The organism is Streptomyces sp. NPDC085937, assembly GCF_044540535.1.
GTDB lineage: Bacteria > Actinomycetota > Actinomycetes > Streptomycetales > Streptomycetaceae > Streptomyces.
Genome location: NZ_JBITSH010000001.1, coordinates 655,160 through 678,734 on the forward strand (window position 1 = coordinate 655,160; position 23,575 = coordinate 678,734).

Here is a 23,575-nt window from a genome sequence, read left to right on the forward strand (position 1 = left end):
TGAGCCCGTGCAGGAACTCCACGACGCCCCCCTCGCCCCGCTGACCACCTTCCGGCTGGGCGGCCCCGCGACCCGGCTGGCCACCGCGACCACCGACGACGAGGTGATCGCCGCCGTCCGCGAGGCCGACGCCGCCGGCACCCCGCTGCTGGTCATCGGCGGCGGCTCCAACCTGGTCATCGGCGACAAGGGCTTCGACGGCACCGCGCTCGTCGTCGCCACCAAGGGCGTCACCCTCGACGGCACCGACCTCGAACTGGCGGCCGGGGAAGTGTGGACCGACGCCGTCGCGGCCACCGTCGAGGCCGGGCTGGCCGGCGTCGAGTGCCTGGCCGGCATCCCCGGCTCGGCGGGCGCCACCCCCATCCAGAACGTCGGGGCGTACGGCCAGGAGGTCTCCTCCACGATCACCGAGGTGATCGCCTACGACCGGCGCTCCGGCGGGACCGTCACGCTCTCCAACGAGGAGTGCGCCTTCTCCTACCGGCACAGCCGCTTCAAGGCCGACCCCGAGCGGTACGTCGTCCTGCGCGTCCGTTTCCGGCTGGAGGACGCCGGAGGCCTGTCCGGCCCGGTCAAGTACGCCGAGACCGCCCGCGTGCTCGGCGTCGCGCCCGGCGAGCGGGTCCCCCTGGCCACCGCCCGCGACACGGTGCTGAAGCTCCGCGCGGGCAAGGGCATGGTGCTGGACGCCGAGGACCACGACACCTGGTCGGCCGGGTCCTTCTTCACCAACCCGATCCTCGACGACGAGACGTTCGCCGCATTCCGTACGCGTGTACGGGAACGGTTGGGGGACGGCGTGGAGCCGCCCGCCTACCCGGCCGGTGAGGGGCGTACCAAGACCTCCGCGGCCTGGCTGATCGACAAGGCCGGCTTCACCAAGGGGTACGGCGGCGGGCCTGCCCGCATCTCCACCAAGCACACCCTGGCCCTCACCAACCGCGGTGGGGCCACCACGGAGGACCTGCTCGCGCTCGCCCGCGAGGTCGTGGCGGGCGTCCGCGACGCGTTCGGGATCACCCTGGTGAACGAGCCCGTCATGGTCGGCGTCGGCCTCTGAACCGCACGGACCGCTCCGGGGGTCGCGTAATCCCGTTGCCGGGCCAGGCCCGACGCGCGTATTCCTGACGTCATGAGGAAGCTCCCGTGCGGTTGAGGGTCGCGGAGTTCCGGCCGCGCGCCGGACGGTACGCCTTCCGGGTGGTCCGGCCCCGCCCCGCGCTGCGCCACACCACGCTCAACGACCCCATGCGCGACTGGGGTTACCTCGTCGGGGACCACGACGGACTGGCCCGGCTCGCCGGTCTGTTCTCCTTCGCGGCGTACTCGCCGCACACGGTCGTCCACGTCCCGCTCCGGCGGAGCGTCCCCCGGGAGTATCCGCAGGGCGTGCCCGTCGACCTGGTGCTGGCCCACCAGTCGCTCGGGCTGCGGCCCTCCGTGTGGCCCGCGCTGCGCCCCGGGCGCACCGGGGGCGTCCCGGGCACCGTTCGCACCGACGAGCGGCGCACCGCGCGCGACGGCTCCGCCTGGGATGAGCTCTGGGAGCGGCGCTGGGACCGTCTGCCCCGCGCCGACCGCATCCAGCCCACCGTCCACGCCCGGACGCTGTTCCTGTTCGGCGCGCGGGACACCTTCGCCGCCGCCTCCCTGCGACTCGGCCGGGCGGCCGGATTCGGCCCGCTCGACAAGGCGGCGGTCAAGGGGCGCGACGTGCTCAGCGCCTCACTCACCACGCTGCTGCCCCTGGCCCGGGGGCGGGGGACGGAGCTGGACATCGGCTTCCAGGCGTACCCGCCCCTCGCCCACTTCACCCGACCGGGGCGGTCAGCCAGGCGTCGACGCCCGACAGCAGCTTCTCCTTGACGTCCTCCGGCGCCGCCGAGCCCCGGACGGACTGCCGGGCCAGCTCGGCGAGCTCCGCGTCCGTGAAGGCGTGGTACCGGCGCGCGATCTCGTACTGCGCCGCCAGCCGGGAGCCGAACAGCAGCGGGTCGTCCGCGCCCAGCGCCATCGGCACGCCCGCCTCGAACAGCGTGCGCAGGGGGACGTCCGCCAGCTTGTCGTAGACGCCGAGGGCGACGTTCGACGCGGGGCACACCTCGCAGGTGACGCCCCGGTCCGCGAGCCGTTTCATCAGCCGCGGGTCGTCCGCCGCCCGCACGCCGTGGCCGATCCGGTGCGCGTCCAGGTCGTCCAGGCAGTCGCGGACCGACGCCGGCCCCGCCAGCTCGCCGCCGTGCGGGGCCGACAGCAGCCCGCCCTCCCGCGCGATGGCGAACGCCCGGTCGAAGTCGCGGGCCATCCCGCGCCGCTCGTCGTTGGAGAGCCCGAAGCCGACGATCCCCCGGTCGGCGTAACGCACCGCGAGGCGGGCCAGCGTGCGGGCGTCCAGGGGGTGCTTCATCCGATTGGCGGCCACCAGCACCCGCATTCCGAGCCCGGTGTCGCGGACCGCCGTGTCCACCGCGTCGAGGATGACCTCCAGCGCCGGGATCAGCCCGCCCAGCCGCGGCGCGTACGACGTCGGATCGACCTGGATCTCCAGCCAGCCGGAGCCGTCCCGCAGGTCCTCCTCGGCGGCCTCCCGCACCAGCCGCTGAATGTCCTCGGGCGCTCTGATGCACGAGCGTGCCGCGTCGTACAGGCGCTGGAAGCGGAACCAGCCGCGCTCGTCCGTGGCCCGCAGTCTGGGCGGCTCCCCGCCGGTCAGGGCGTCGGTCAGGGCCTCGGGCAGACGCACCCCGTACTTGTCGGCCAGCTCCAGCAGGGTGCTCGGCCGCATGGACCCGGTGAAGTGCAGATGCAGGTGGGCCTTCGGCAGCTCAGAGACATCACGTACACGCTCCATTCGCCGATCCTGCCTGACGTTCCAGCTGTGCCGGTAGCGCTTTCGCCGTTCGTGGTCTTGCTCGCACACATGAACGGGGGCGCCCGGAAGGAAATCCGGGCGCCCCCGATGCGGAAGGGACGGCGTCTCAGTCCCGCGCCTCCGCGAGCAGCTTCTGGATCCGGCTGACGCCCTCGACGAGGTCCTCGTCGCCCAGCGCGTACGACAGCCGCAGGTAGCCCGGAGTGCCGAACGCCTCACCCGGGACCACCGCGACCTCGGCCTCCTCCAGGATGAGCGCCGCGAGCTCGACGGAGTTCTGCGGACGCCTGCCCCGGATGTCCTTGCCGATCAGCGCCTTCACCGACGGGTAGGCGTAGAACGCGCCCTCGGGCTCGGGGCACACCACGCCGTCGATCTCGTTGAGCATCCGCACGATGGTCTTCCGGCGCCGGTCGAACGCCTCGCGCATCGTCGCGACGGCCTCCAGGTCGCCGGAGACGGCGGCGAGGGCGGCGGCCTGGGCGACGTTCGACACGTTCGACGTGGCGTGCGACTGCAGGTTGGTCGCGGCCTTCACCACGTCCTTCGGGCCGATGACCCAGCCGACCCGCCAGCCGGTCATCGCGTACGTCTTGGCGACGCCGTTGACCACGACGCACTTGTCGCGCAGCTCGGGCAGCAGCGCCGGCAGGGAGACGGAGACGGCGTCGCCGTACACCAGGTGCTCGTAGATCTCGTCGGTGAGCACCCACAGGCCGTGCTCGACGGCCCACCTGCCGATGGCCTCGGTCTCGGCCTCGCTGTAGACCGCGCCGGTCGGGTTCGACGGGGAGACGAACAGCACGACCTTCGTCTTCTCGGTGCGGGCCGCCTCCAGCTGCTCCACGCTCACGCGGTAGCCGGTGGTCTCGTCGGCGACGACCTCGACCGGGACACCGCCCGCGAGCCGGATCGACTCGGGGTACGTCGTCCAGTACGGCGCCGGGACGATGACCTCGTCGCCCGGGTCGAGGATCGCGGCGAAGGCCTCGTAGATGGCCTGCTTGCCGCCGTTGGTGACGAGGATCTGCGACGGGTCGACCTCGTAGCCGGAGTCGCGCAGCGTCTTGGCGGCGATCGCGTTCTTCAGCTCGGGCAGGCCGCCGGCCGGGGTGTACCGGTGGTACTTCGGGTTCTTGCAGGCCTCGATCGCGGCCTCGACGATGTAGTCCGGCGTCGGGAAGTCGGGCTCACCGGCGCCGAAGCCGATCACCGGTCGCCCGGCGGCCTTGAGGGCCTTGGCCTTGGCGTCCACGGCGAGGGTGGCGGACTCGGAGATCGCGCCGACTCGGGCGGAGACCCGGCGCTCGGTGGGAGGGGTTGCAGCGCTCATGCGCCCATCGTTCCAGACACGAAACACAGTCGGCACAGCGGTTTCACGGACTGAACAACACCGGGCAAACCGCTGAACACCAGTCCGAGCGGCGCGTCCGCCGGCGGCGTGGCCAGGACGATCTTCGGCCGTCGTGCAGCCGGTGCGGCCCCTCGCAGGCACTTTCTGTTCGACGCCCGGCCCAGGAACACGTACACTCTCACCTCGTTGGCCTTCAGCGGTCCGCGCTCAGCCGGTGCACACCAAGCATCCGGTCGGATGCGGTACGTTGGGGGACGCACAAAGGGTCGTAGCTCAATTGGTAGAGCACTGGTCTCCAAAACCAGCGGTTGGGGGTTCAAGTCCCTCCGGCCCTGCTACACACACCTTCGCCAGGATGTGTGCGCATGTACGTACAGCAATGCACCGCCGTGCGGCTCAGACCGGGCGCGGCACGGCCACGACCCGGAATCAGGTGAGGACGAGTGACGGACGCCGTGGGCTCCATCGACATGCCTGATGCCCAGGACGCGGCAGACTCCAAGAAGCCCCGCAAGGGCGGCAAGCGGGCCAAGAAGGGCCCCCTGAAGCGCCTTGCGCTCTTCTACCGCCAGATCGTCGCGGAGCTCCGCAAGGTCGTCTGGCCCACCCGCAACCAGCTGACGTCGTACACGACCGCGGTGATCGTCTTCGTGGTCCTGATGATCGGCCTGATCACTCTGATCGACTACGGCCTCAGTCACGCCGCCAAGTACGTCTTCGGCTGACCCCCGAGCGAAGAGCGCCGAGGTACCCGGCGCTCCTTTCGCATGTTCCACCCCTATGTATCCAGGAAGAAGCAGCCACCGTGTCTGACCCGAACGTGAACGACGCCGTCGAGCCTTACGGCGAAGGGGCCGAGTCCGCCGAGGACGCGCTCGCCGCCGTCGAGGCCGCGGACGTCGAGGACACCGAGGCCCCCGAAGAGGCCGAGGCTGCCGACACCACCGACGGCGAGGCCGTCGAGGGTGAGACCGACGAGGACGAGTCCGCCGAAGCCGCGGAAGCGGCCGAGGAGGAGCCCGAGGACGACCGCGACCCGGTCGAGAAGCTCCGCGAGGAGCTGCGGTCCCTGCCCGGCGAGTGGTACGTCATCCACACCTACGCGGGCTACGAGAACCGCGTGAAGACCAACCTCGAGCAGCGCGCCGTCTCGCTGAACGTCGAGGACTACATCTTCCAGGCCGAGGTGCCGCAGGAAGAGGTCGTCCAGATCAAGAACGGCGACCGCAAGACGATCAAGCAGAACAAGCTCCCGGGCTACGTCCTGGTCCGCATGGACCTGACGAACGAGTCCTGGGGTGTCGTGCGCAACACTCCCGGTGTCACCGGCTTCGTGGGCAACGCCTACGACCCGTACCCGCTGACGCTGGACGAGATCGTCAAGATGCTCGCCCCGGAGGCCGAGGAGAAGGCCGCCCGCGAGGCCGCCGAGGCCGAGGGCAAGCCGGCGCCGCAGCGCAAGGTCGAGGTCCAGGTGCTGGACTTCGAGGTGGGCGACTCGGTCACCGTCACCGACGGCCCGTTCGCCACGCTCCAGGCGACCATCAACGAGATCAACCCCGACTCCAAGAAGGTCAAGGGTCTGGTGGAGATCTTCGGCCGCGAGACGCCGGTCGAGCTCTCCTTCGACCAGATCCAGAAGAACTAGCCCTTCTGGACCGGCTGTTGCACAGCTTCCGCGCAGGTCAGGCGAACGCTCGCGCGTTTGTCTGACCTGCTCGGTTTTTGGCCGCGCATCCATACCCGTTATCGTTGTGCGGTATGCCTGCGTCCTGGTTGTCGCCAGGACGCCGGCAGGACCCGAATCGAAAGGACCCGGAGAGCCATGCCTCCCAAGAAGAAGAAGGTCACGGGGCTCATCAAGCTCCAGATCCAGGCCGGTGCCGCGAACCCGGCCCCGCCGGTCGGCCCCGCGCTGGGCCAGCACGGCGTCAACATCATGGAGTTCTGCAAGGCCTACAACGCCGCGACCGAGTCGCAGCGTGGCTGGGTCATCCCGGTGGAGATCACGGTCTACGAGGACCGCTCCTTCACCTTCATCACCAAGACCCCGCCGGCCGCGAAGATGATCCTCAAGGCCGCGGGCGTGGAGAAGGGCTCCGGCGAGCCGCACAAGACCAAGGTCGCGAAGATCACCGCCGACCAGGTCCGTGAGATCGCCACGACCAAGATGCCCGACCTCAACGCCAACGACCTGGACGCCGCGTCGAAGATCATCGCCGGCACCGCCCGTTCCATGGGCATCACGGTCGAGGGCTGACCTCCACCCCCGTAAGCCAAGCAGTAGTGGCAGGGCCGGCTCGGCCCGGACCACAACTCCTCGAACGCACAGGAGCTTTCAGTGAGCAAGCGCAGCAAGTCTCTCCGCGCTGCGGACGCCAAGATCGACCGGGAGAAGCAGTACGCCCCGCTCGAGGCCGTCCGTCTCGCCAAGGAGACGTCCACGACCAAGTTCGACGGCACCGTCGAGGTCGCCTTCCGTCTGGGTGTCGACCCGCGCAAGGCCGACCAGATGGTCCGTGGCACCGTGAACCTCCCGCACGGCACCGGTAAGACCGCCCGGGTCCTGGTCTTCGCGACCGGTGACCGTGCCGAGGCCGCACGTGCCGCGGGCGCCGACATCGTCGGCGCCGACGAGCTGATCGACGAGGTGTCGAAGGGCCGTCTGGACTTCGACGCCGTCGTCGCCACCCCGGACCTCATGGGCAAGGTCGGCCGCCTCGGCCGCGTGCTCGGTCCCCGTGGTCTGATGCCGAACCCGAAGACCGGCACCGTGACCCCGGACGTCACCAAGGCCGTCAACGACATCAAGGGCGGCAAGATCGAGTTCCGTGTCGACAAGCACGCGAACCTGCACTTCATCATCGGCAAGACGTCGTTCGACGACACCAAGCTGGTGGAGAACTACGGCGCGGCCCTGGAGGAGATCCTCCGTCTGAAGCCGTCCGCCGCCAAGGGTCGCTACATCAAGAAGGCCGCGCTCAGCACCACGATGGGCCCCGGCATTCCGCTCGACCCGAACCGCACCCGCAACCTCCTCGTCGAGGAGGACCCGGCCGCCGTCTGAGCCGGGTGAGCCGGCCGGCAGGCCGGTGTGCGCACGCATCGAAGAACCCGTTCCTCACGCCCAACTCGGGCGTGGGGGCGGGTTTTTTCGTACGCCTGTGTCGGTGCGGTGGGATACCGTGCACAGGAATCACACACGAAGCACGGCGAAACATCAGGGGTGGGTATTCATGGCCATGGCCGCATGGAAGCGCGCGGGTGTCAGTCTGACGGCCGCAGCGGTCGTCGTGGGCCTCGCGGGGTGCCAGGACGGTGACGAGGGCGGGAGCAAGAAGGCCGCGGGCTCGTCCGGCTCCAAGGCGCAGACGCAGAACGAGGCCACGGAAGTCCTCCAGGCCGCCTTCAAGAAGACCTCCGAGGCGAAGTCCTCGAAGGTCCGGATGACGATGACCATGCCGGCCGGGCTGGACGGCGGCGGCACCATGGAGATGTCCGGGGTCCAGGGGTGGGACCCGGCGGTCATGGACGTCACCATGAAGGGCTCCGCCCTCGCCGCGGGCGCACCGGACGGACCCCAGCAGGTGCGCATGATCATGCTGGACGGCGCCATGTACATGGACATGGGTACCGAGCAGGCCGCCCAGATGGACGGCAAGCGCTGGATGAAGATGGACTTCAAGGCCCTCGCCGACGCGACCGGCGACCCGGAGGTCCAGAAGCAGATGACCGGCGGCCTGGAGAACATGAACCAGGACCCGGCGCAGCAGCTCGCCATGCTGCTGGGCTCGCCCAGCCTGAAGCACGTGGGCCCGGACAAGGTCGACGGCGTCGAGACGCAGCACTACAAGGGCAGGCTGACCGTCGAGGAGATGCTCGACACCAACAAGGCGCTCGACGGCCTGTTCACCAAGGCGGAGCGTCAGCAGCTCGTCGACAACATGAAGAAGACGGGCCTGAAGGGCTACGACACCGAGGTCTGGGTCAACGAGGACAACTACCCGGCCAAGATGGTCGTCGGCATGACCATGGCCGAGGGCACGATGAAGATGACCGCCCACTACTCCGACTACGGCGCCAAGGCCGAGGTCAAGGCGCCGGCCGCGGGCGAGACCTTCGACTTCATGGAGCTGATGAAGGAGCTGGAGTCGCTGGGCGCGGGGGCGGCTTCCTAGTCCCCCGGACCGGCTTGTGAGCCGTCGGCTCCCGGCGCCCAGGAGTGCGCCGGGAGCCGATCGGCCGATTTGCCTGACGCCGATCCGTTCACGTACTCTTCCACCGAAGCCAAAGACCGCTGGTCGTTGCCGTGCGCTCGTACGAGGGCGCGGTGGCCGAAGGATCCGCTGAACTGCGGACGACCCGCGCAGGTGACATTGGATGAGTTCCCGGGAGACCGCCGCCGCAAGGCGCGGAGAACCGGTTGAGCTTCGCCCCGTGCGCCTGCGCCCGGGGCGTTTCGTTTTCCCCAGACCTCCTTCGGGTCCGCGCGGTCCGAATCACCCGGAAGGAGGCCGAGGCTCTATGGCGAGGCCCGACAAGGCTGCCGCGGTTGCCGAGCTGACGGACAAGTTCCGCAGCTCCAACGCCGCCGTGCTGACCGAGTACCGCGGTCTCACCGTGGCGCAGCTCAAGACGCTGCGCCGTTCGCTCGGTGAGAACGCCCAGTACGCCGTGGTGAAGAACACGCTGACCAAGATTGCGGCCAACGAGGCCGGGATCACGCTCGACGACCAGCTCTTCGCTGGCCCGACGGCGGTCGCCTTCGTCACCGGTGACCCGGTGGAGTCGGCGAAGGGTCTTCGTGACTTCGCCAAGGAAAACCCGAATCTCGTCATCAAGGGCGGTGTCCTTGACGGCAAGGCGCTGTCCGCCGACGAGATCAAGAAGCTTGCGGACCTCGAGTCCCGCGAGGTTCTGCTCTCCAAGCTGGCCGGTGCCTTCAAGGCGAAGCAGTCCCAGGCTGCCTCCGTCTTCCAGGCGCTGCCCTCGAAGCTCGTCCGCACCGTGGACGCGCTCCGTGCCAAGCAGGACGAGCAGGGCGGTGCCGAGTAATTCGGCTCGCTTTCCGATCCTCGCCGCCTGAGGTGAGGGTCGATGCGGGCCTGACGTACGCCCGCCTCACCCCGTACATCCGGCACCTGCCGATTTAGTGGAAGGACCGCCATCATGGCGAAGCTCAGCCAGGAAGACCTGCTCGCGCAGTTCGAGGAGATGACCCTCATCGAGCTCTCCGAGTTCGTGAAGGCCTTCGAGGAGAAGTTCGACGTCACCGCCGCCGCCGCCGCGCCGGTCGTCGTCGCCGGTGGTGCCGCTGGTGGCGCCGCCGCCGAGGCCGCCGAGGAGAAGGACGAGTTCGACGTCGTCCTCACCGGCGCCGGCGACAAGAAGATCCAGGTCATCAAGGTCGTGCGTGAGCTGACCTCCCTGGGTCTGAAGGAGGCCAAGGACCTCGTGGACGGCACCCCGAAGCCGGTCCTGGAGAAGGTCAACAAGGAGGCCGCGGACAAGGCTGCCGAGTCCCTCAAGGCCGCCGGCGCCTCCGTCGAGGTCAAGTAACACCTTCCGGGTCCGACAGGATCCGGTACGCGTCCCACGGGGCGTGTAACGCTCAAGCGCCGAGGAGCGATCATCCATCCGGGTGGTCGCTCTTCGGCGTTCCGGGGGGTCGGCGGCGACTGCCTTGCACCCGGGACGGCGGGGGGTATGGTGATCTTCGTTGTGCCTCCGAGGGGCCGCGGAGATGAGCCGGACGGCGGCGGTTCGAACAAGGGGGGCCCTTGACGAACCGCACGCAGCGCGCAATTCTCAGGACGCGTCGTCACAAGGATCCGAATCCGAGGCATGGATCGACGGCAAAGAGGGCAGTATCACGGTGCGTTGAGGGCAGCGCCTTGCCGCAGGAGTTGAGTACAACGAGGGCCTCCAACCGGTCTCGTACACCGCACTGGACATCAGTGTGCCAAGTGGCTACACTGTCCCTTTGCGCTGCCTGTTAGCTGTCCCCTGCCCGTCACCAGGGGCATGCCCTCACTCGAGCACGGACGACCGGATCCTTTCCGACCTGGAATGTCCGTCCCCGCGCCCAGTGGGGGGCCGGTACGCGCGTAGTGAGTCCGAGCCCTCGGAAGGACCCCCTCTTGGCCGCCTCGCGCAACGCCTCGACCGCGAATACGAACAACGGCGCCAGCACCGCCCCGCTGCGCATCTCCTTTGCAAAGATCAAGGAGCCCCTCGAGGTTCCGAACCTTCTCGCGCTGCAGACCGAGAGCTTTGACTGGCTGCTCGGCAACGACGCCTGGAAGGCTCGCGTCGAGGAGGCTCTCGAGAACGGGCACGACGTCCCCACCAAGTCCGGTCTGGAGGAGATCTTCGAAGAGATCTCCCCGATCGAGGACTTCTCCGGGTCGATGTCGCTGACCTTCCGCGACCACCGCTTCGAGCCGCCGAAGAACTCCATCGACGAGTGCAAGGACCGCGACTTCACGTACGCCGCCCCGCTCTTCGTCACGGCCGAGTTCACCAACAACGAGACCGGCGAGATCAAGTCCCAGACCGTCTTCATGGGCGACTTCCCGCTCATGACGAACAAGGGCACCTTCGTCATCAACGGCACCGAGCGTGTCGTGGTGTCCCAGCTGGTGCGCTCGCCCGGCGTCTACTTCGACTCCTCCATCGACAAGACGTCCGACAAGGACATCTTCTCCGCCAAGATCATCCCCTCCCGGGGTGCCTGGCTGGAGATGGAGATCGACAAGCGCGACATGGTCGGTGTGCGCATCGACCGCAAGCGCAAGCAGTCCGTCACCGTCCTCCTGAAGGCACTCGGCTGGACCACCGAGCAGATCCTCGAGGAGTTCGGCGAGTACGAGTCCATGCGCGCCACCCTGGAGAAGGACCACACCCAGGGCCAGGACGACGCGCTGCTCGACATCTACCGCAAGCTGCGTCCGGGCGAGCCCCCCACCCGTGAGGCCGCGCAGACGCTGCTCGAGAACCTCTACTTCAACCCCAAGCGCTACGACCTGGCCAAGGTCGGCCGCTACAAGGTCAACAAGAAGCTCGGTGGCGACCAGCCGCTCGACGCCGGCGTGCTCACCACCGACGACATCATCGCCACGATCAAGTACCTGGTGAAGCTGCACGCCGGTGAGACCGAGACGGTCGGCGAGTCGGGCCGCTCGATCATCGTCGAGACCGACGACATCGACCACTTCGGCAACCGCCGCATCCGTAACGTCGGCGAGCTGATCCAGAACCAGGTCCGTACGGGTCTCGCCCGTATGGAGCGCGTCGTGCGCGAGCGCATGACCACCCAGGACGTCGAGGCGATCACGCCGCAGACCCTGATCAACATCCGGCCGGTCGTCGCCTCCATCAAGGAGTTCTTCGGCACCAGCCAGCTGTCGCAGTTCATGGACCAGAACAACCCGCTGTCGGGGCTGACGCACAAGCGTCGTCTGAACGCCCTCGGCCCGGGTGGTCTCTCCCGTGAGCGGGCCGGCTTCGAGGTCCGTGACGTGCACCCCTCGCACTACGGCCGCATGTGCCCGATCGAGACGCCGGAAGGCCCGAACATCGGTCTGATCGGTTCGCTCGCCTCCTACGGGCGGATCAACCCGTTCGGCTTCATCGAGACGCCGTACCGCAAGGTCGTCGACGGCCAGGTCACCGACGAGGTGGACTACCTGACCGCCGACGAGGAGGACCGCTTCGTCATCGCCCAGGCCAACGCGCCGCTGAGCGACGACATGCGCTTCGTCGAGAACCGCATCCTGGTCCGCCGCCGCGGCGGCGAGGTCGACTACGTCCCCGGCGACGAGGTCGACTACATGGACGTCTCGCCGCGCCAGATGGTGTCGGTCGCGACCGCCATGATCCCGTTCCTCGAGCACGACGACGCCAACCGTGCCCTGATGGGCGCGAACATGATGCGGCAGGCCGTGCCGCTGATCAAGTCCGAGGCCCCGCTCGTCGGCACCGGCATGGAGTACCGCTCCGCCGTCGACGCCGGTGACGTGGTCAAGGCGGAGAAGGCGGGTGTGGTCCAGGAGGTCTCCGCGGACTACATCACCACGACCAACGACGACGGCACGTACATCACGTACCGCCTGGCCAAGTTCTCCCGCTCCAACCAGGGCACCTCGGTCAACCAGAAGGTCATCGTCTCCGAGGGCGACCGGATCGTCGAGGGCCAGGTCCTCGCCGACGGCCCGGCCACCGAGAACGGCGAGATGGCGCTCGGCAAGAACCTGCTGGTCGCGTTCATGCCGTGGGAGGGTCACAACTACGAGGACGCGATCATCCTGTCGCAGCGCCTCGTGCAGGACGACGTCCTCTCCTCGATCCACATCGAGGAGCACGAGGTCGACGCCCGTGACACCAAGCTCGGCCCCGAGGAGATCACCCGGGACATCCCGAACGTCTCCGAGGAGGTCCTCGCCGACCTCGACGAGCGCGGCATCATCCGTATCGGTGCCGAGGTCGTCGCCGGTGACATCCTCGTCGGCAAGGTCACGCCCAAGGGTGAGACCGAGCTGACCCCGGAGGAGCGCCTGCTCCGCGCGATCTTCGGTGAGAAGGCTCGTGAGGTCCGTGACACCTCGCTGAAGGTGCCGCACGGCGAGATCGGCAAGGTCATCGGCGTCCGCGTCTTCGACCGCGAGGAGGGCGACGAGCTTCCCCCCGGTGTGAACCAGCTGGTGCGCGTCTACGTCGCGCAGAAGCGCAAGATCACCGACGGTGACAAGCTCGCCGGCCGCCACGGCAACAAGGGCGTCATCTCCAAGATCCTGCCCATCGAGGACATGCCGTTCCTCGAGGACGGGACCCCGGTCGACATCATCCTCAACCCGCTCGGTGTGCCGTCCCGAATGAACCCGGGACAGGTGCTGGAGATCCACCTCGGCTGGCTCGCCAGCCGCGGCTGGGACGTCTCCGGTCTCGCCGAGGAGTGGGCCGAGCGGCTTCAGGTCATCGGCGCCGACAAGGTCGAGCCCGGCACCAACGTCGCCACCCCGGTCTTCGACGGTGCGCGTGAGGACGAGCTCGCGGGTCTGCTGCAGCACACCATCCCGAACCGCGACGGCGAGCGCATGGTGCTCCCGACCGGTAAGGCGCGGCTGTACGACGGCCGCTCCGGTGAGCCGTTCCCCGAGCCGATCTCGGTCGGTTACATGTACATCCTGAAGCTCCACCACCTGGTCGACGACAAGCTGCACGCCCGGTCGACCGGTCCGTACTCCATGATCACCCAGCAGCCGCTGGGTGGTAAGGCTCAGTTCGGTGGCCAGCGGTTCGGCGAGATGGAGGTGTGGGCACTCGAGGCGTACGGGGCCGCCTACGCGCTCCAGGAGCTGCTGACCATCAAGTCCGACGACGTCACCGGCCGCGTGAAGGTCTACGAGGCCATCGTCAAGGGCGAGAACATCCCCGAGCCCGGCATCCCCGAGTCCTTCAAGGTCCTCATCAAGGAGATGCAGTCCCTGTGCCTGAACGTGGAGGTGCTGTCCTCGGACGGCATGTCCATCGAGATGCGCGACACCGACGAGGACGTCTTCCGCGCAGCGGAGGAGCTTGGCATCGACCTGTCCCGGCGCGAGCCGAGCAGCGTCGAAGAGGTCTGACGGGAGTCCGGCGGCCTTCCCCGTGAAGGCCGCCGGCCCCAGGACCCCCGTTTCAGACCCCATGACTTACAACCCTGAGAGGGATTGACGCATAGTGCTCGACGTCAACTTCTTCGACGAGCTCCGGATCGGTCTGGCCACCGCTGACGACATCCGTCAGTGGAGCCACGGCGAGGTCAAGAAGCCCGAGACCATCAACTACCGCACCCTCAAGCCCGAGAAGGACGGACTCTTCTGCGAGAAGATCTTCGGTCCGACCCGGGACTGGGAGTGCTACTGCGGCAAGTACAAGCGCGTCCGCTTCAAGGGCATCATCTGTGAGCGTTGTGGCGTCGAGGTCACGCGCGCCAAGGTGCGCCGTGAGCGGATGGGCCACATCGAGCTCGCCGCGCCCGTCACGCACATCTGGTACTTCAAGGGTGTCCCGAGCCGCCTGGGCTACCTGCTCGACCTGGCTCCCAAGGACCTCGAGAAGGTCATCTACTTCGCCGCGTACATGATCACGTACGTGGACGAGGAGCGCCGCACCCGCGACCTGCCGTCGCTGGAGGCCCACGTCTCCGTCGAGCGTCAGCAGATCGAGAACCGCCGGGACGCCGACCTGGAGGCCCGCGCCAAGAAGCTCGAGACCGACCTGGCCGAGCTGGAGGCCGAGGGCGCCAAGGCCGACGTGCGCCGCAAGGTGCGCGAGGGTGCCGAGCGCGAGATGAAGCAGCTGCGCGACCGTGCGCAGCGCGAGATCGACCGCCTCGACGAGGTGTGGAACCGGTTCAAGAACCTCAAGGTCCAGGACCTCGAGGGCGACGAGCTGCTCTACCGCGAGCTGCGTGACCGCTTCGGCACGTACTTCGACGGTTCGATGGGTGCCGCGGCGCTGCAGAAGCGCCTGGAGTCCTTCGACCTCGACGAGGAGGCCGAGAAGCTCCGCGAGATCATCCGCACCGGCAAGGGCCAGAAGAAGACCCGCGCCCTGAAGCGGCTGAAGGTCGTCTCCGCGTTCCTGCAGACCTCCAACAGCCCCAAGGGCATGGTCCTGGACTGCGTCCCGGTCATCCCGCCGGACCTGCGTCCGATGGTGCAGCTGGACGGTGGCCGCTTCGCGACCTCCGACCTGAACGACCTGTACCGCCGTGTCATCAACCGCAACAACCGCCTGAAGCGGCTTCTCGACCTCGGCGCGCCCGAGATCATCGTGAACAACGAGAAGCGCATGCTCCAGGAGGCCGTGGACGCGCTCTTCGACAACGGCCGTCGTGGCCGCCCGGTGACGGGCCCCGGCAACCGTCCGCTGAAGTCGCTGTCCGACATGCTCAAGGGCAAGCAGGGCCGCTTCCGTCAGAACCTGCTCGGCAAGCGTGTGGACTACTCCGCGCGCTCCGTGATCGTCGTCGGTCCGCAGCTGAAGCTGCACCAGTGCGGTCTGCCGAAGGCGATGGCGCTGGAGCTGTTCAAGCCGTTCGTGATGAAGCGCCTGGTCGACCTGAACCACGCGCAGAACATCAAGTCGGCCAAGCGCATGGTCGAGCGCGGCCGCACGGTCGTGTACGACGTGCTGGAAGAGGTCATCGCGGAGCACCCGGTTCTGCTGAACCGTGCGCCCACGCTGCACCGCCTCGGCATCCAGGCCTTCGAGCCGCAGCTGGTCGAGGGCAAGGCCATCCAGATCCACCCGCTCGTCTGCACCGCGTTCAACGCGGACTTCGACGGTGACCAGATGGCCGTGCACCTGCCGCTGTCCGCGGAGGCGCAGGCCGAGGCCCGCATCCTGATGCTGTCCTCGAACAACATCCTCAAGCCGGCCGACGGCCGCCCGGTGACGATGCCGACCCAGGACATGGTCCTCGGTCTGTTCTTCCTCACCACCGACGGCGAGATGCGCGACCTCAAGGGCGAGGGCCGTTCCTTCGCCTCGGTCGCGGAGGCGATCATGGCCTTCGACGCGGGCGAGCTGTCGCTCCAGTCGAAGATCGACATCCGCTTCCCGGTCGGCACCATCCCGCCGCGCGGCTGGACCCCGCCGGTGGGCGAGGACGGCGAGGCCGAGGCCGCCGAGTGGCAGCAGGGCGACCCGTTCCGCCTGAACACCACCCTGGGCCGCGCGCTCTTCAACGAGCTGCTGCCCGAGGACTACCCGTTCGTCGACTACGAGGTCGGCAAGAAGCAGCTCTCCGAGATCGTCAACGACCTCGCCGAGCGCTACCCGAAGGTCATCGTGGCGGCGACGCTCGACAACCTGAAGGCGTCCGGCTTCTACTGGGCGACCCGTTCCGGTGTCACCGTGGCCATCTCCGACGTCGTCGTTCCCGAGGCGAAGAAGGAGATCGTCAAGGGCTACGAGGCGCAGGACGAGAAGGTCCAGAAGCAGTACGAGCGCGGTCTGATCACCAAGGACGAGCGCACGCAGGAGCTCATCGCGATCTGGACCAAGGCGACCAACGAGGTCGCCGAGGCGATGAACGACAACTTCCCGAAGACCAACCCGATCTTCATGATGGTGAACTCGGGTGCACGAGGCAACATGATGCAGATGCGTCAGATCGCCGGTATGCGTGGTCTGGTGTCGAACGCGAAGAACGAGACGATTCCGCGTCCGATCAAGGCGTCGTTCCGTGAGGGCCTGTCCGTGCTGGAGTACTTCATCTCCACGCACGGTGCCCGTAAGGGTCTGGCGGACACCGCTCTGCGTACCGCCGACTCGGGTTACCTCACCCGTCGTCTGGTCGACGTCTCCCAGGACGTCATCATCCGCGAGGAGGACTGCGGCACCGACCGCGGTCTGCGCCTCAAGATCGCGGGCCGCGACGCGGACGGCGTGCTGCGCAAGGCCGAGGACGTCGAGACGTCCGTGTACGCGCGCTGCCTCGCCGAGGACATCGTCGTCGACGGTCAGGTGCTGGCCCCGGCCGGCACCGACCTGGGCGACGTCCTCATCGAGGAGCTCGTCTCCCGCGGCGTCGAGGAGGTCAAGACCCGTTCGGTCCTGACCTGCGAGTCCGCCGTCGGCACCTGCGCGATGTGCTACGGCCGTTCGCTGGCCACCGGCAAGCTGGTCGACATCGGTGAGGCGGTCGGCATCATCGCCGCCCAGTCCATCGGTGAGCCCGGCACCCAGCTGACGATGCGTACCTTCCACACCGGTGGTGTGGCCGGTGACGACATCACCCAGGGTCTGCCGCGTGTCGTCGAGCTCTTCGAGGCCCGTACCCCGAAGGGTGTCGCCCCGATCTCCGAGGCCTCCGGCCGCGTGCGGATCGAGGAGACGGAGAAGACGAAGAAGCTCGTCGTCACTCCGGACGACGGCAGCGACGAGACGGCGTTCCCGATCTCGAAGCGCGCCAAGGTCCTGGTCTCCGAGGGCGAGCACGTCGAGGTGGGCCAGCAGCTCACCGTGGGTGCCACCAACCCGCACGACGTGCTGCGCATCCTGGGTCAGCGTGCCGTCCAGGTCCACCTGGTCGGCGAGGTCCAGAAGGTCTACAACTCGCAGGGTGTGTCGATCCACGACAAGCACATCGAGATCATCATCCGGCAGATGCTGCGCCGGGTGACGATCATCGAGTCGGGCGACGCGGAGCTGCTGCCCGGCGAGCTGGTCGAACGCTCGAAGTTCGAGCAGGAGAACCGTCGTGTGGTCCAGGAGGGCGGTCACCCCGCCTCCGGTCGTCCGCAGCTGATGGGTATCACCAAGGCCTCGCTGGCGACGGAGTCCTGGCTGTCGGCCGCCTCCTTCCAGGAGACGACCCGGGTGCTGACGGACGCGGCGATCAACGCCAAGTCCGACAGCCTCATCGGCCTCAAGGAGAACGTCATCATCGGTAAGCTCATCCCGGCCGGTACGGGTCTGTCCCGCTACCGCAACATCCGGGTCGAGCCGACCGAGGAGGCCAAGGCCGCGATGTACTCGGCCGTCGGCTACGACGACATCGACTACTCGCCGTTCGGCACCGGCTCCGGCCAGGCCGTTCCGCTGGAGGACTACGACTACGGTCCGTACAACCAGTAAGCGAGTCGCCTGAACCGAAGGGCGGTCACCCCGTGCGGGGTGGCCGCCCTTCGGCGTGTCCGCATCACGCGCGGCGGGGGCCTCCGTGGAACCGAACGCCCCGTGCGGTGCGTTCAAGAGGGTGAAAACTCATACTGGGACGTGTCCGTCCCGGCCCTGGGGAGGCAGCCGTGTCGTATCCGACTCCGTGGCAGGGCAACCCCCTGCAGGGACCCGGTGCCCCGTCGATGCTGGCCTCCCACGCCGACCGCGAGCGGGCGGTGGACGTCCTGCGCGCCGGGTACGGGGAGGGCCGGCTGGACCACCCGGAGTTCGAGAAGCGGGTGGCGCGCGCCTACTCCGCCCGTACGGTGGCCGAACTGTCGCTGCTGGTGGCCGATCTGCCGCAGGGCCCGATGCCCCAGCCGCTGACGACCCCCCAGGGTCCGGTGCCGCCGACGTTCCTGCCCCGGCCGCAGCCCCGGACCAACGGCAAGGCGCTCGCCTCCATGGTCTGCGGGGTGCTGTGCGTGGCCACCGGCGGCCTCACGGGGCTGCCGGCCGTCATCCTCGGGCACATGGCGCAGTCGGAGATACGCCGCACCGGGGAGAGCGGTGACGGTCTCGCGCTCACCGGGCTGGTGCTGGGCTGGCTGTCGGTGGCCGGCTGGCTGATCTTCCTGGGGCTGTTCGGACTCCTGGCCGTGATGGCGACCTCGACCTGACGGCATCGACGGGCGGCGTGCCGACCGACGTACGGCGCGTACCCAGCCGTTCCACGGCCCGCTGCGGCACCCCACCCGCGCCGCCTCATGGCGCGACGGCCCGCGGCGACGCGCCCCCGCAGGGGCGTGGGGAACTGCGTGCTCAGCCATCACCGGACCGGCAGACAGTCGCCCAGGTCAGAGCCCCGGCTCCGTCCCCTCCCGGGCCCGCTGCGGCGACGGCACGGCCGGCCGGCGGCCGGGTGGCGCGTGCGGCCCGGGACCGATCCAGGAGCCCCGCCGGAGGATGCACGGGACCCGGCAGGAGGAACCGCAAAAAGTCGGGCGTGTCGAAGCTCGCTCCATTTGTTTTGACCGGAGTCCGTGAGGTAGGTACGCTCAGTCCTTGTGCCTGGGGTGTGCCCTGGCCTTCGTGCGTGCCATCACACCGCACCGGGGGCCGCGAAACGGCCACCGCAATTCAGCGCTTCCTTCTGCTTTGCGGTGGGAGTCCGCCGGATTCGACACACCCGACCGCGTGGGTCGGAGATGTTCCAGGTTAGCTGTACCCATCGGCACACAGAAACCGGAGAAGTAGTGCCTACGATCCAGCAGCTGGTCCGGAAGGGCCGGCAGGACAAGGTCGAGAAGAACAAGACGCCCGCACTCGAGGGTTCCCCTCAGCGCCGTGGCGTCTGCACGCGTGTGTTCACGACCACCCCGAAGAAGCCGAACTCGGCCCTGCGTAAGGTCGCGCGTGTGCGTCTGACCAGCGGGATCGAGGTCACCGCCTACATTCCGGGTGAGGGACACAACCTGCAGGAGCACTCCATCGTGCTCGTGCGCGGCGGCCGTGTGAAGGACCTGCCGGGTGTTCGCTACAAGATCATCCGCGGCTCGCTCGACACCCAGGGTGTCAAGAACCGCAAGCAGGCTCGCAGCCGTTACGGCGCCAAGAAGGAGAAGTAAGAATGCCTCGTAAGGGCCCCGCCCCGAAGCGCCCGGTCATCATCGACCCGGTCTACGGTTCTCCTCTGGTGACCTCCCTGATCAACAAGGTGCTGCTGAACGGCAAGCGCTCGACCGCCGAGCGCATCGTGTACGGCGCCATGGAGGGCCTGCGCGAGAAGACCGGCAACGACCCGGTCATCACGCTGAAGCGCGCTCTTGAGAACATCAAGCCGACCCTCGAGGTCAAGTCCCGCCGTGTCGGTGGTGCCACCTACCAGGTTCCGGTCGAGGTCAAGCCCGGCCGTGCCAACACGCTGGCGCTGCGCTGGCTGGTCGGTTACTCCCGCGCCCGTCGCGAGAAGACCATGACCGAGCGTCTGCTGAACGAGCTCCTCGACGCCAGCAACGGCCTGGGTGCCGCTGTGAAGAAGCGCGAGGACACGCACAAGATGGCCGAGTCCAACAAGGCCTTCGCGCACTACCGCTGGTAGTCGCAGACCCCATCGAGACCGAGAGAAGACTGAAGCCTTATGGCTACCACTTCGCTTGACCTGGCCAGGGTCCGCAACATCGGGATCATGGCCCACATCGACGCGGGCAAGACGACGACCACCGAGCGGATCCTGTTCTACACCGGCGTTTCCTACAAGATCGGTGAGGTCCACGACGGCGCTGCCACCATGGACTGGATGGAGCAGGAGCAGGAGCGTGGCATCACGATCACCTCTGCTGCCACCACCTGCCACTGGCCGCTGGAAGACGTCGACCACACCATCAACATCATCGACACGCCGGGTCACGTCGACTTCACCGTCGAGGTGGAGCGTTCCCTGCGCGTGCTCGACGGTGCCGTGACGGTGTTCGACGGCGTCGCCGGCGTCGAGCCCCAGTCCGAGACCGTGTGGCGTCAGGCGGACCGCTACGGCGTTCCGCGTATCTGCTTCGTCAACAAGCTCGACCGCACCGGTGCCGAGTTCCACCGCTGCGTCGACATGATCAGCGACCGCCTGGGTGCGCAGCCGCTCGTCATGCAGCTGCCCATCGGTGCCGAGGCCGACTTCCAGGGTGTCGTCGACCTCGTGACGATGAAGGCCTTCGTGTGGTCCGCCGAGGCGGCCAAGGGCGAGATGTACGACGTCGTCGACATCCCGGCCACGCACACCGAGGCCGCCGAGGAGTGGCGCGGCAAGCTGCTCGAGGCCGTCGCGGAGAACGACGAAGAGCTGATGGAGCTGTACCTCGAGGGCCAGGAGCCCTCCGTGGAGCAGCTGTACGCGGCGATCCGTCGTATCACCATCGCCTCCGGCAAGGGCGACGGCACCACCGTCACCCCCGTGTTCTGCGGCACCGCGTTCAAGAACAAGGGCGTGCAGCCCCTGCTCGACGCCGTCGTGCGCTACCTGCCCTCCCCGCTGGACGTCGAGGCCATCGAGGGCCACGACCCCAAGGACGCGGAGCAGGTCGTCGCGCGCAAGCCGTCGGACGAGGAGCCCCTCGCCGCGCTCGCGTTCAAGATCATGAGCGACCCGCACCTCGGCAAGCTCACCTTCGTCCGCGTGTACTCCGGCCGTCTGGAGTCCGGCACCCAGGTGCTGAACTCCGTGAAGGGCAAGAAGGAGCGCATCGGCAAGATCTACCGCATGCACGCCAACAAGCGTGAGGAGATCGAGTCGGTGGGCGCCGGTGACATCGTCGCCGTCATGGGCCTGAAGCAGACCACCACCGGTGAGACGCTGTCCGACGACAAGAGCCCGGTCATCCTGGAGTCCATGGACTTCCCGGCGCCGGTCATCCAGGTCGCCATCGAGCCCAAGTCGAAGGGCGACCAGGAGAAGCTCGGCGTCGCGATCCAGCGGCTCGCCGAGGAGGACCCGTCGTTCCAGGTCCACTCGGACGAGGAGACCGGCCAGACCATCATCGGCGGTATGGGCGAGCTGCACCTCGAGGTGCTGGTCGACCGCATGCGCCGTGAGTTCAAGGTCGAGGCCAACGTCGGCAAGCCCCAGGTCGCGTACCGTGAGACGATCCGCAAGACCGTCGAGCGCGTGGACTACACCCACAAGAAGCAGACCGGTGGTACCGGTCAGTTCGCCAAGGTGCAGATCGCGATCGAGCCGATCGAGGGCGGCGACGCCTCGTACGAGTTCGTGAACAAGGTGACCGGTGGCCGCATCCCGAAGGAGTACATCCCTTCGGTGGACGCCGGTGCCCAGGAGGCCATGCAGTTCGGCATCCTGGCCGGCTACGAGATGACGGGCGTCCGCGTCACGCTCATCGACGGTGGCTACCACGAGGTCGACTCGTCCGAGCTCGCGTTCAAGATCGCCGGTTCGCAGGCCTTCAAGGAGGCCGCGCGCAAGGCTTCGCCCGTGCTCCTGGAGCCGATGATGGCCGTCGAGGTCACCACGCCCGAGGACTACATGGGTGAGGTCATCGGCGACATCAACTCCCGCCGTGGCCAGATCCAGGCCATGGAGGAGCGGGCCGGTGCCCGCGTCGTGAAGGGTCTCGTGCCCCTCTCGGAGATGTTCGGTTACGTCGGCGACCTGCGCAGCAAGACGTCCGGCCGTGCCAGCTACTCCATGCAGTTCGACTCCTACGCCGAGGTTCCGCGGAACGTCGCCGAGGAGATCATCGCGAAGGCCAAGGGCGAATAAGGGGCTCCGTTTAACGGACTCCGTATCAACGCTTTAGGCTTGACCCCGGAGCCTGCAAGTGGGCATTCCGCCGTCACACGACGGAATGCCCCGGGCCCGGGTTTCCCAGCAAAGATCACCTGGCGCCGATGAAGTAAGGCGTACAGAACCACTCCACAGGAGGACCCCAGTGGCGAAGGCGAAGTTCGAGCGGACTAAGCCGCACGTCAACATCGGCACCATCGGTCACATCGACCACGGTAAGACGACCCTCACGGCCGCCATTACCAAGGTGCTGCACGACGCGTACCCGGACCTGAACGAGGCCTCGGCCTTCGACCAGATCGACAAGGCTCCCGAAGAGCGCCAGCGCGGTATCACCATCTCCATCGCGCACGTCGAGTACCAGACGGAGACGCGTCACTACGCCCACGTCGACTGCCCCGGTCACGCGGACTACATCAAGAACATGATCACGGGTGCGGCGCAGATGGACGGCGCCATCCTCGTGGTCGCGGCCACCGACGGCCCGATGCCGCAGACCAAGGAGCACGTGCTCCTGGCCCGCCAGGTCGGCGTTCCGTACATCGTCGTCGCCCTGAACAAGGCCGACATGGTGGACGACGAGGAGATCCTGGAGCTCGTCGAGCTCGAGGTGCGTGAGCTCCTCTCCGAGTACGAGTTCCCGGGCGACGACGTTCCGGTCGTCAAGGTCTCCGCTCTGAAGGCCCTCGAGGGCGACAAGGAGTGGGGCAACTCGGTGCTCGAGCTCATGAAGGCCGTGGACGAGTCCATCCCGGAGCCCGAGCGCGACGTCGACAAGCCGTTCCTGATGCCGATCGAGGACGTCTTCACCATCACCGGTCGCGGTACGGTCGTCACCGGCCGCATCGAGCGTGGTGTCCTCAAGGTCAACGAGACCGTCGACATCATCGGCATCAAGCAGGAGAAGACCTCCACCACGGTCACCGGTATCGAGATGTTCCGGAAGCTGCTGGACGAGGGTCAGGCCGGTGAGAACGTCGGTCTGCTGCTCCGCGGCATCAAGCGCGAGGACGTCGAGCGCGGCCAGGTCATCATCAAGCCCGGTTCGGTCACCCCGCACACCGAGTTCGAGGCCCAGGCCTACATCCTGTCGAAGGACGAGGGTGGCCGTCACACCCCCTTCTTCAACAACTACCGCCCGCAGTTCTACTTCCGTACGACGGACGTGACCGGCGTCGTGACCCTCCCCGAGGGCACCGAGATGGTCATGCCGGGTGACAACACCGAGATGAAGGTGGAGCTCATCCAGCCCGTCGCCATGGAGGAGGGCCTGAAGTTCGCCATCCGTGAGGGTGGCCGGACCGTGGGCGCCGGCCAGGTCACCAAGATCAACAAGTAAGCTTGTTGTTCTGACCTGGTAGCTCCTACCGCGAGCACCTGAAGGGGCCCGCACGACTTCGGT

Annotated in this window: 18 protein-coding genes and 1 tRNA gene; 17 read left to right on the plus strand and 2 right to left on the minus strand. The window is 67.8% G+C overall.

Annotation, left to right across the window (positions count from 1 at the left end; translation table 11 throughout):
• The first annotated feature begins 7 nt into the window (after positions 1 to 7).
• Positions 8 to 1,063: a UDP-N-acetylmuramate dehydrogenase gene (locus tag ACIF8S_RS02795; RefSeq protein ID WP_399996940.1), complete on the plus strand. Its 1,056-nt coding sequence runs from the start codon at positions 8 to 10 to the stop codon at positions 1,061 to 1,063.
• Positions 1,064 to 1,149: 86 nt separating this feature from the next.
• Positions 1,150 to 1,869 carry a hypothetical protein gene (locus ACIF8S_RS02800; protein WP_399996942.1) on the plus strand — a complete coding sequence of 240 codons (720 nt, stop codon included), beginning with the start codon at positions 1,150 to 1,152 and terminating at the stop codon, positions 1,867 to 1,869.
• On the opposite strand, the gene ACIF8S_RS02805 is transcribed toward ACIF8S_RS02800, so the two are convergent.
• Together ACIF8S_RS02805 and ACIF8S_RS02810 are read right to left on the minus strand one after the other, a co-directional pair.
• Positions 1,814 to 2,854, minus strand: a complete 1,041-nt coding sequence (locus tag ACIF8S_RS02805; RefSeq protein WP_349790952.1) for an adenosine deaminase — start codon at positions 2,852 to 2,854, stop codon at positions 1,814 to 1,816. The two genes, ACIF8S_RS02800 and ACIF8S_RS02805, sit on opposite strands and share 56 nt — an antisense overlap.
• Positions 2,855 to 2,981: 127 nt before the next feature.
• Positions 2,982 to 4,208 carry a pyridoxal phosphate-dependent aminotransferase gene (locus ACIF8S_RS02810; protein ID WP_399996943.1) on the minus strand — a complete coding sequence of 409 codons (1,227 nt, stop codon included), beginning with the start codon at positions 4,206 to 4,208 and terminating at the stop codon, positions 2,982 to 2,984.
• 283 nt (positions 4,209 to 4,491) lie between these two features.
• Between ACIF8S_RS02810 and ACIF8S_RS02815 the strand changes: the two genes are divergently transcribed.
• The 15 genes from ACIF8S_RS02815 (at position 4,492) to tuf (ending at position 23,512) form a co-directional block, all read left to right on the plus strand.
• Positions 4,492 to 4,564 (plus strand) — tRNA-Trp (locus tag ACIF8S_RS02815).
• A 108-nt stretch (positions 4,565 to 4,672) separates the two neighbouring features.
• Positions 4,673 to 4,954, plus strand: a complete 282-nt coding sequence (secE, locus tag ACIF8S_RS02820) for a preprotein translocase subunit SecE (RefSeq protein WP_145829778.1) — start codon at positions 4,673 to 4,675, stop codon at positions 4,952 to 4,954.
• 80 nt (positions 4,955 to 5,034) lie between these two features.
• Positions 5,035 to 5,877, plus strand: a complete 843-nt coding sequence (gene nusG, locus ACIF8S_RS02825; RefSeq protein ID WP_399996944.1) for a transcription termination/antitermination protein NusG — start codon at positions 5,035 to 5,037, stop codon at positions 5,875 to 5,877.
• 177 nt (positions 5,878 to 6,054) lie between these two features.
• Positions 6,055 to 6,489, plus strand: coding sequence for a 50S ribosomal protein L11 (gene rplK / locus ACIF8S_RS02830; protein WP_024883170.1), 435 nt, complete (start codon positions 6,055 to 6,057; stop codon positions 6,487 to 6,489).
• A gap of 81 nt (positions 6,490 to 6,570) precedes the next feature.
• Positions 6,571 to 7,296 (plus strand): 50S ribosomal protein L1, encoded by a 726-nt coding sequence (rplA, locus tag ACIF8S_RS02835; protein WP_349790949.1) that lies wholly within the window; start codon positions 6,571 to 6,573, stop codon positions 7,294 to 7,296.
• A gap of 169 nt (positions 7,297 to 7,465) precedes the next feature.
• Positions 7,466 to 8,407, plus strand: a complete 942-nt coding sequence (locus ACIF8S_RS02840) for a hypothetical protein (protein ID WP_399996945.1) — start codon at positions 7,466 to 7,468, stop codon at positions 8,405 to 8,407.
• A 346-nt stretch (positions 8,408 to 8,753) separates the two neighbouring features.
• Positions 8,754 to 9,284 (plus strand): 50S ribosomal protein L10, encoded by a 531-nt coding sequence (gene rplJ, locus ACIF8S_RS02845; protein WP_145829782.1) that lies wholly within the window; start codon positions 8,754 to 8,756, stop codon positions 9,282 to 9,284.
• A gap of 114 nt (positions 9,285 to 9,398) precedes the next feature.
• Positions 9,399 to 9,788 (plus strand): 50S ribosomal protein L7/L12, encoded by a 390-nt coding sequence (rplL, locus tag ACIF8S_RS02850; protein ID WP_399996946.1) that lies wholly within the window; start codon positions 9,399 to 9,401, stop codon positions 9,786 to 9,788.
• Between the two features lie 581 nt (positions 9,789 to 10,369).
• Positions 10,370 to 13,855 carry a DNA-directed RNA polymerase subunit beta gene (gene rpoB, locus ACIF8S_RS02855; protein ID WP_145829784.1) on the plus strand — a complete coding sequence of 1,162 codons (3,486 nt, stop codon included), beginning with the start codon at positions 10,370 to 10,372 and terminating at the stop codon, positions 13,853 to 13,855.
• A gap of 94 nt (positions 13,856 to 13,949) precedes the next feature.
• Positions 13,950 to 17,858: a DNA-directed RNA polymerase subunit beta' gene (locus ACIF8S_RS02860; protein WP_399996948.1), complete on the plus strand. Its 3,909-nt coding sequence runs from the start codon at positions 13,950 to 13,952 to the stop codon at positions 17,856 to 17,858.
• A gap of 170 nt (positions 17,859 to 18,028) precedes the next feature.
• On the plus strand, positions 18,029 to 18,562 hold the full coding sequence (locus ACIF8S_RS02865) for a DUF1707 and DUF4190 domain-containing protein (RefSeq protein ID WP_399996949.1): 534 nt from the start codon (positions 18,029 to 18,031) through the stop codon (positions 18,560 to 18,562).
• A 576-nt stretch (positions 18,563 to 19,138) separates the two neighbouring features.
• Positions 19,139 to 19,510, plus strand: coding sequence for a 30S ribosomal protein S12 (rpsL, locus tag ACIF8S_RS02870; RefSeq protein ID WP_003948652.1), 372 nt, complete (start codon positions 19,139 to 19,141; stop codon positions 19,508 to 19,510).
• 2 nt (positions 19,511 to 19,512) lie between these two features.
• Positions 19,513 to 19,983: a 30S ribosomal protein S7 gene (rpsG, locus tag ACIF8S_RS02875; protein ID WP_003998848.1), complete on the plus strand. Its 471-nt coding sequence runs from the start codon at positions 19,513 to 19,515 to the stop codon at positions 19,981 to 19,983.
• Positions 19,984 to 20,022: 39 nt separating this feature from the next.
• Entirely contained in the window at positions 20,023 to 22,149 is a 2,127-nt protein-coding gene (gene fusA, locus ACIF8S_RS02880) for an elongation factor G (RefSeq protein WP_399996950.1), read from the plus strand.
• Positions 22,150 to 22,318: 169 nt separating this feature from the next.
• A complete protein-coding gene (tuf, locus tag ACIF8S_RS02885; RefSeq protein WP_024883185.1) occupies positions 22,319 to 23,512 on the plus strand; it encodes an elongation factor Tu in 1,194 nt (397 codons plus the stop codon).
• Positions 23,513 to 23,575 lie beyond the last annotated feature (63 nt).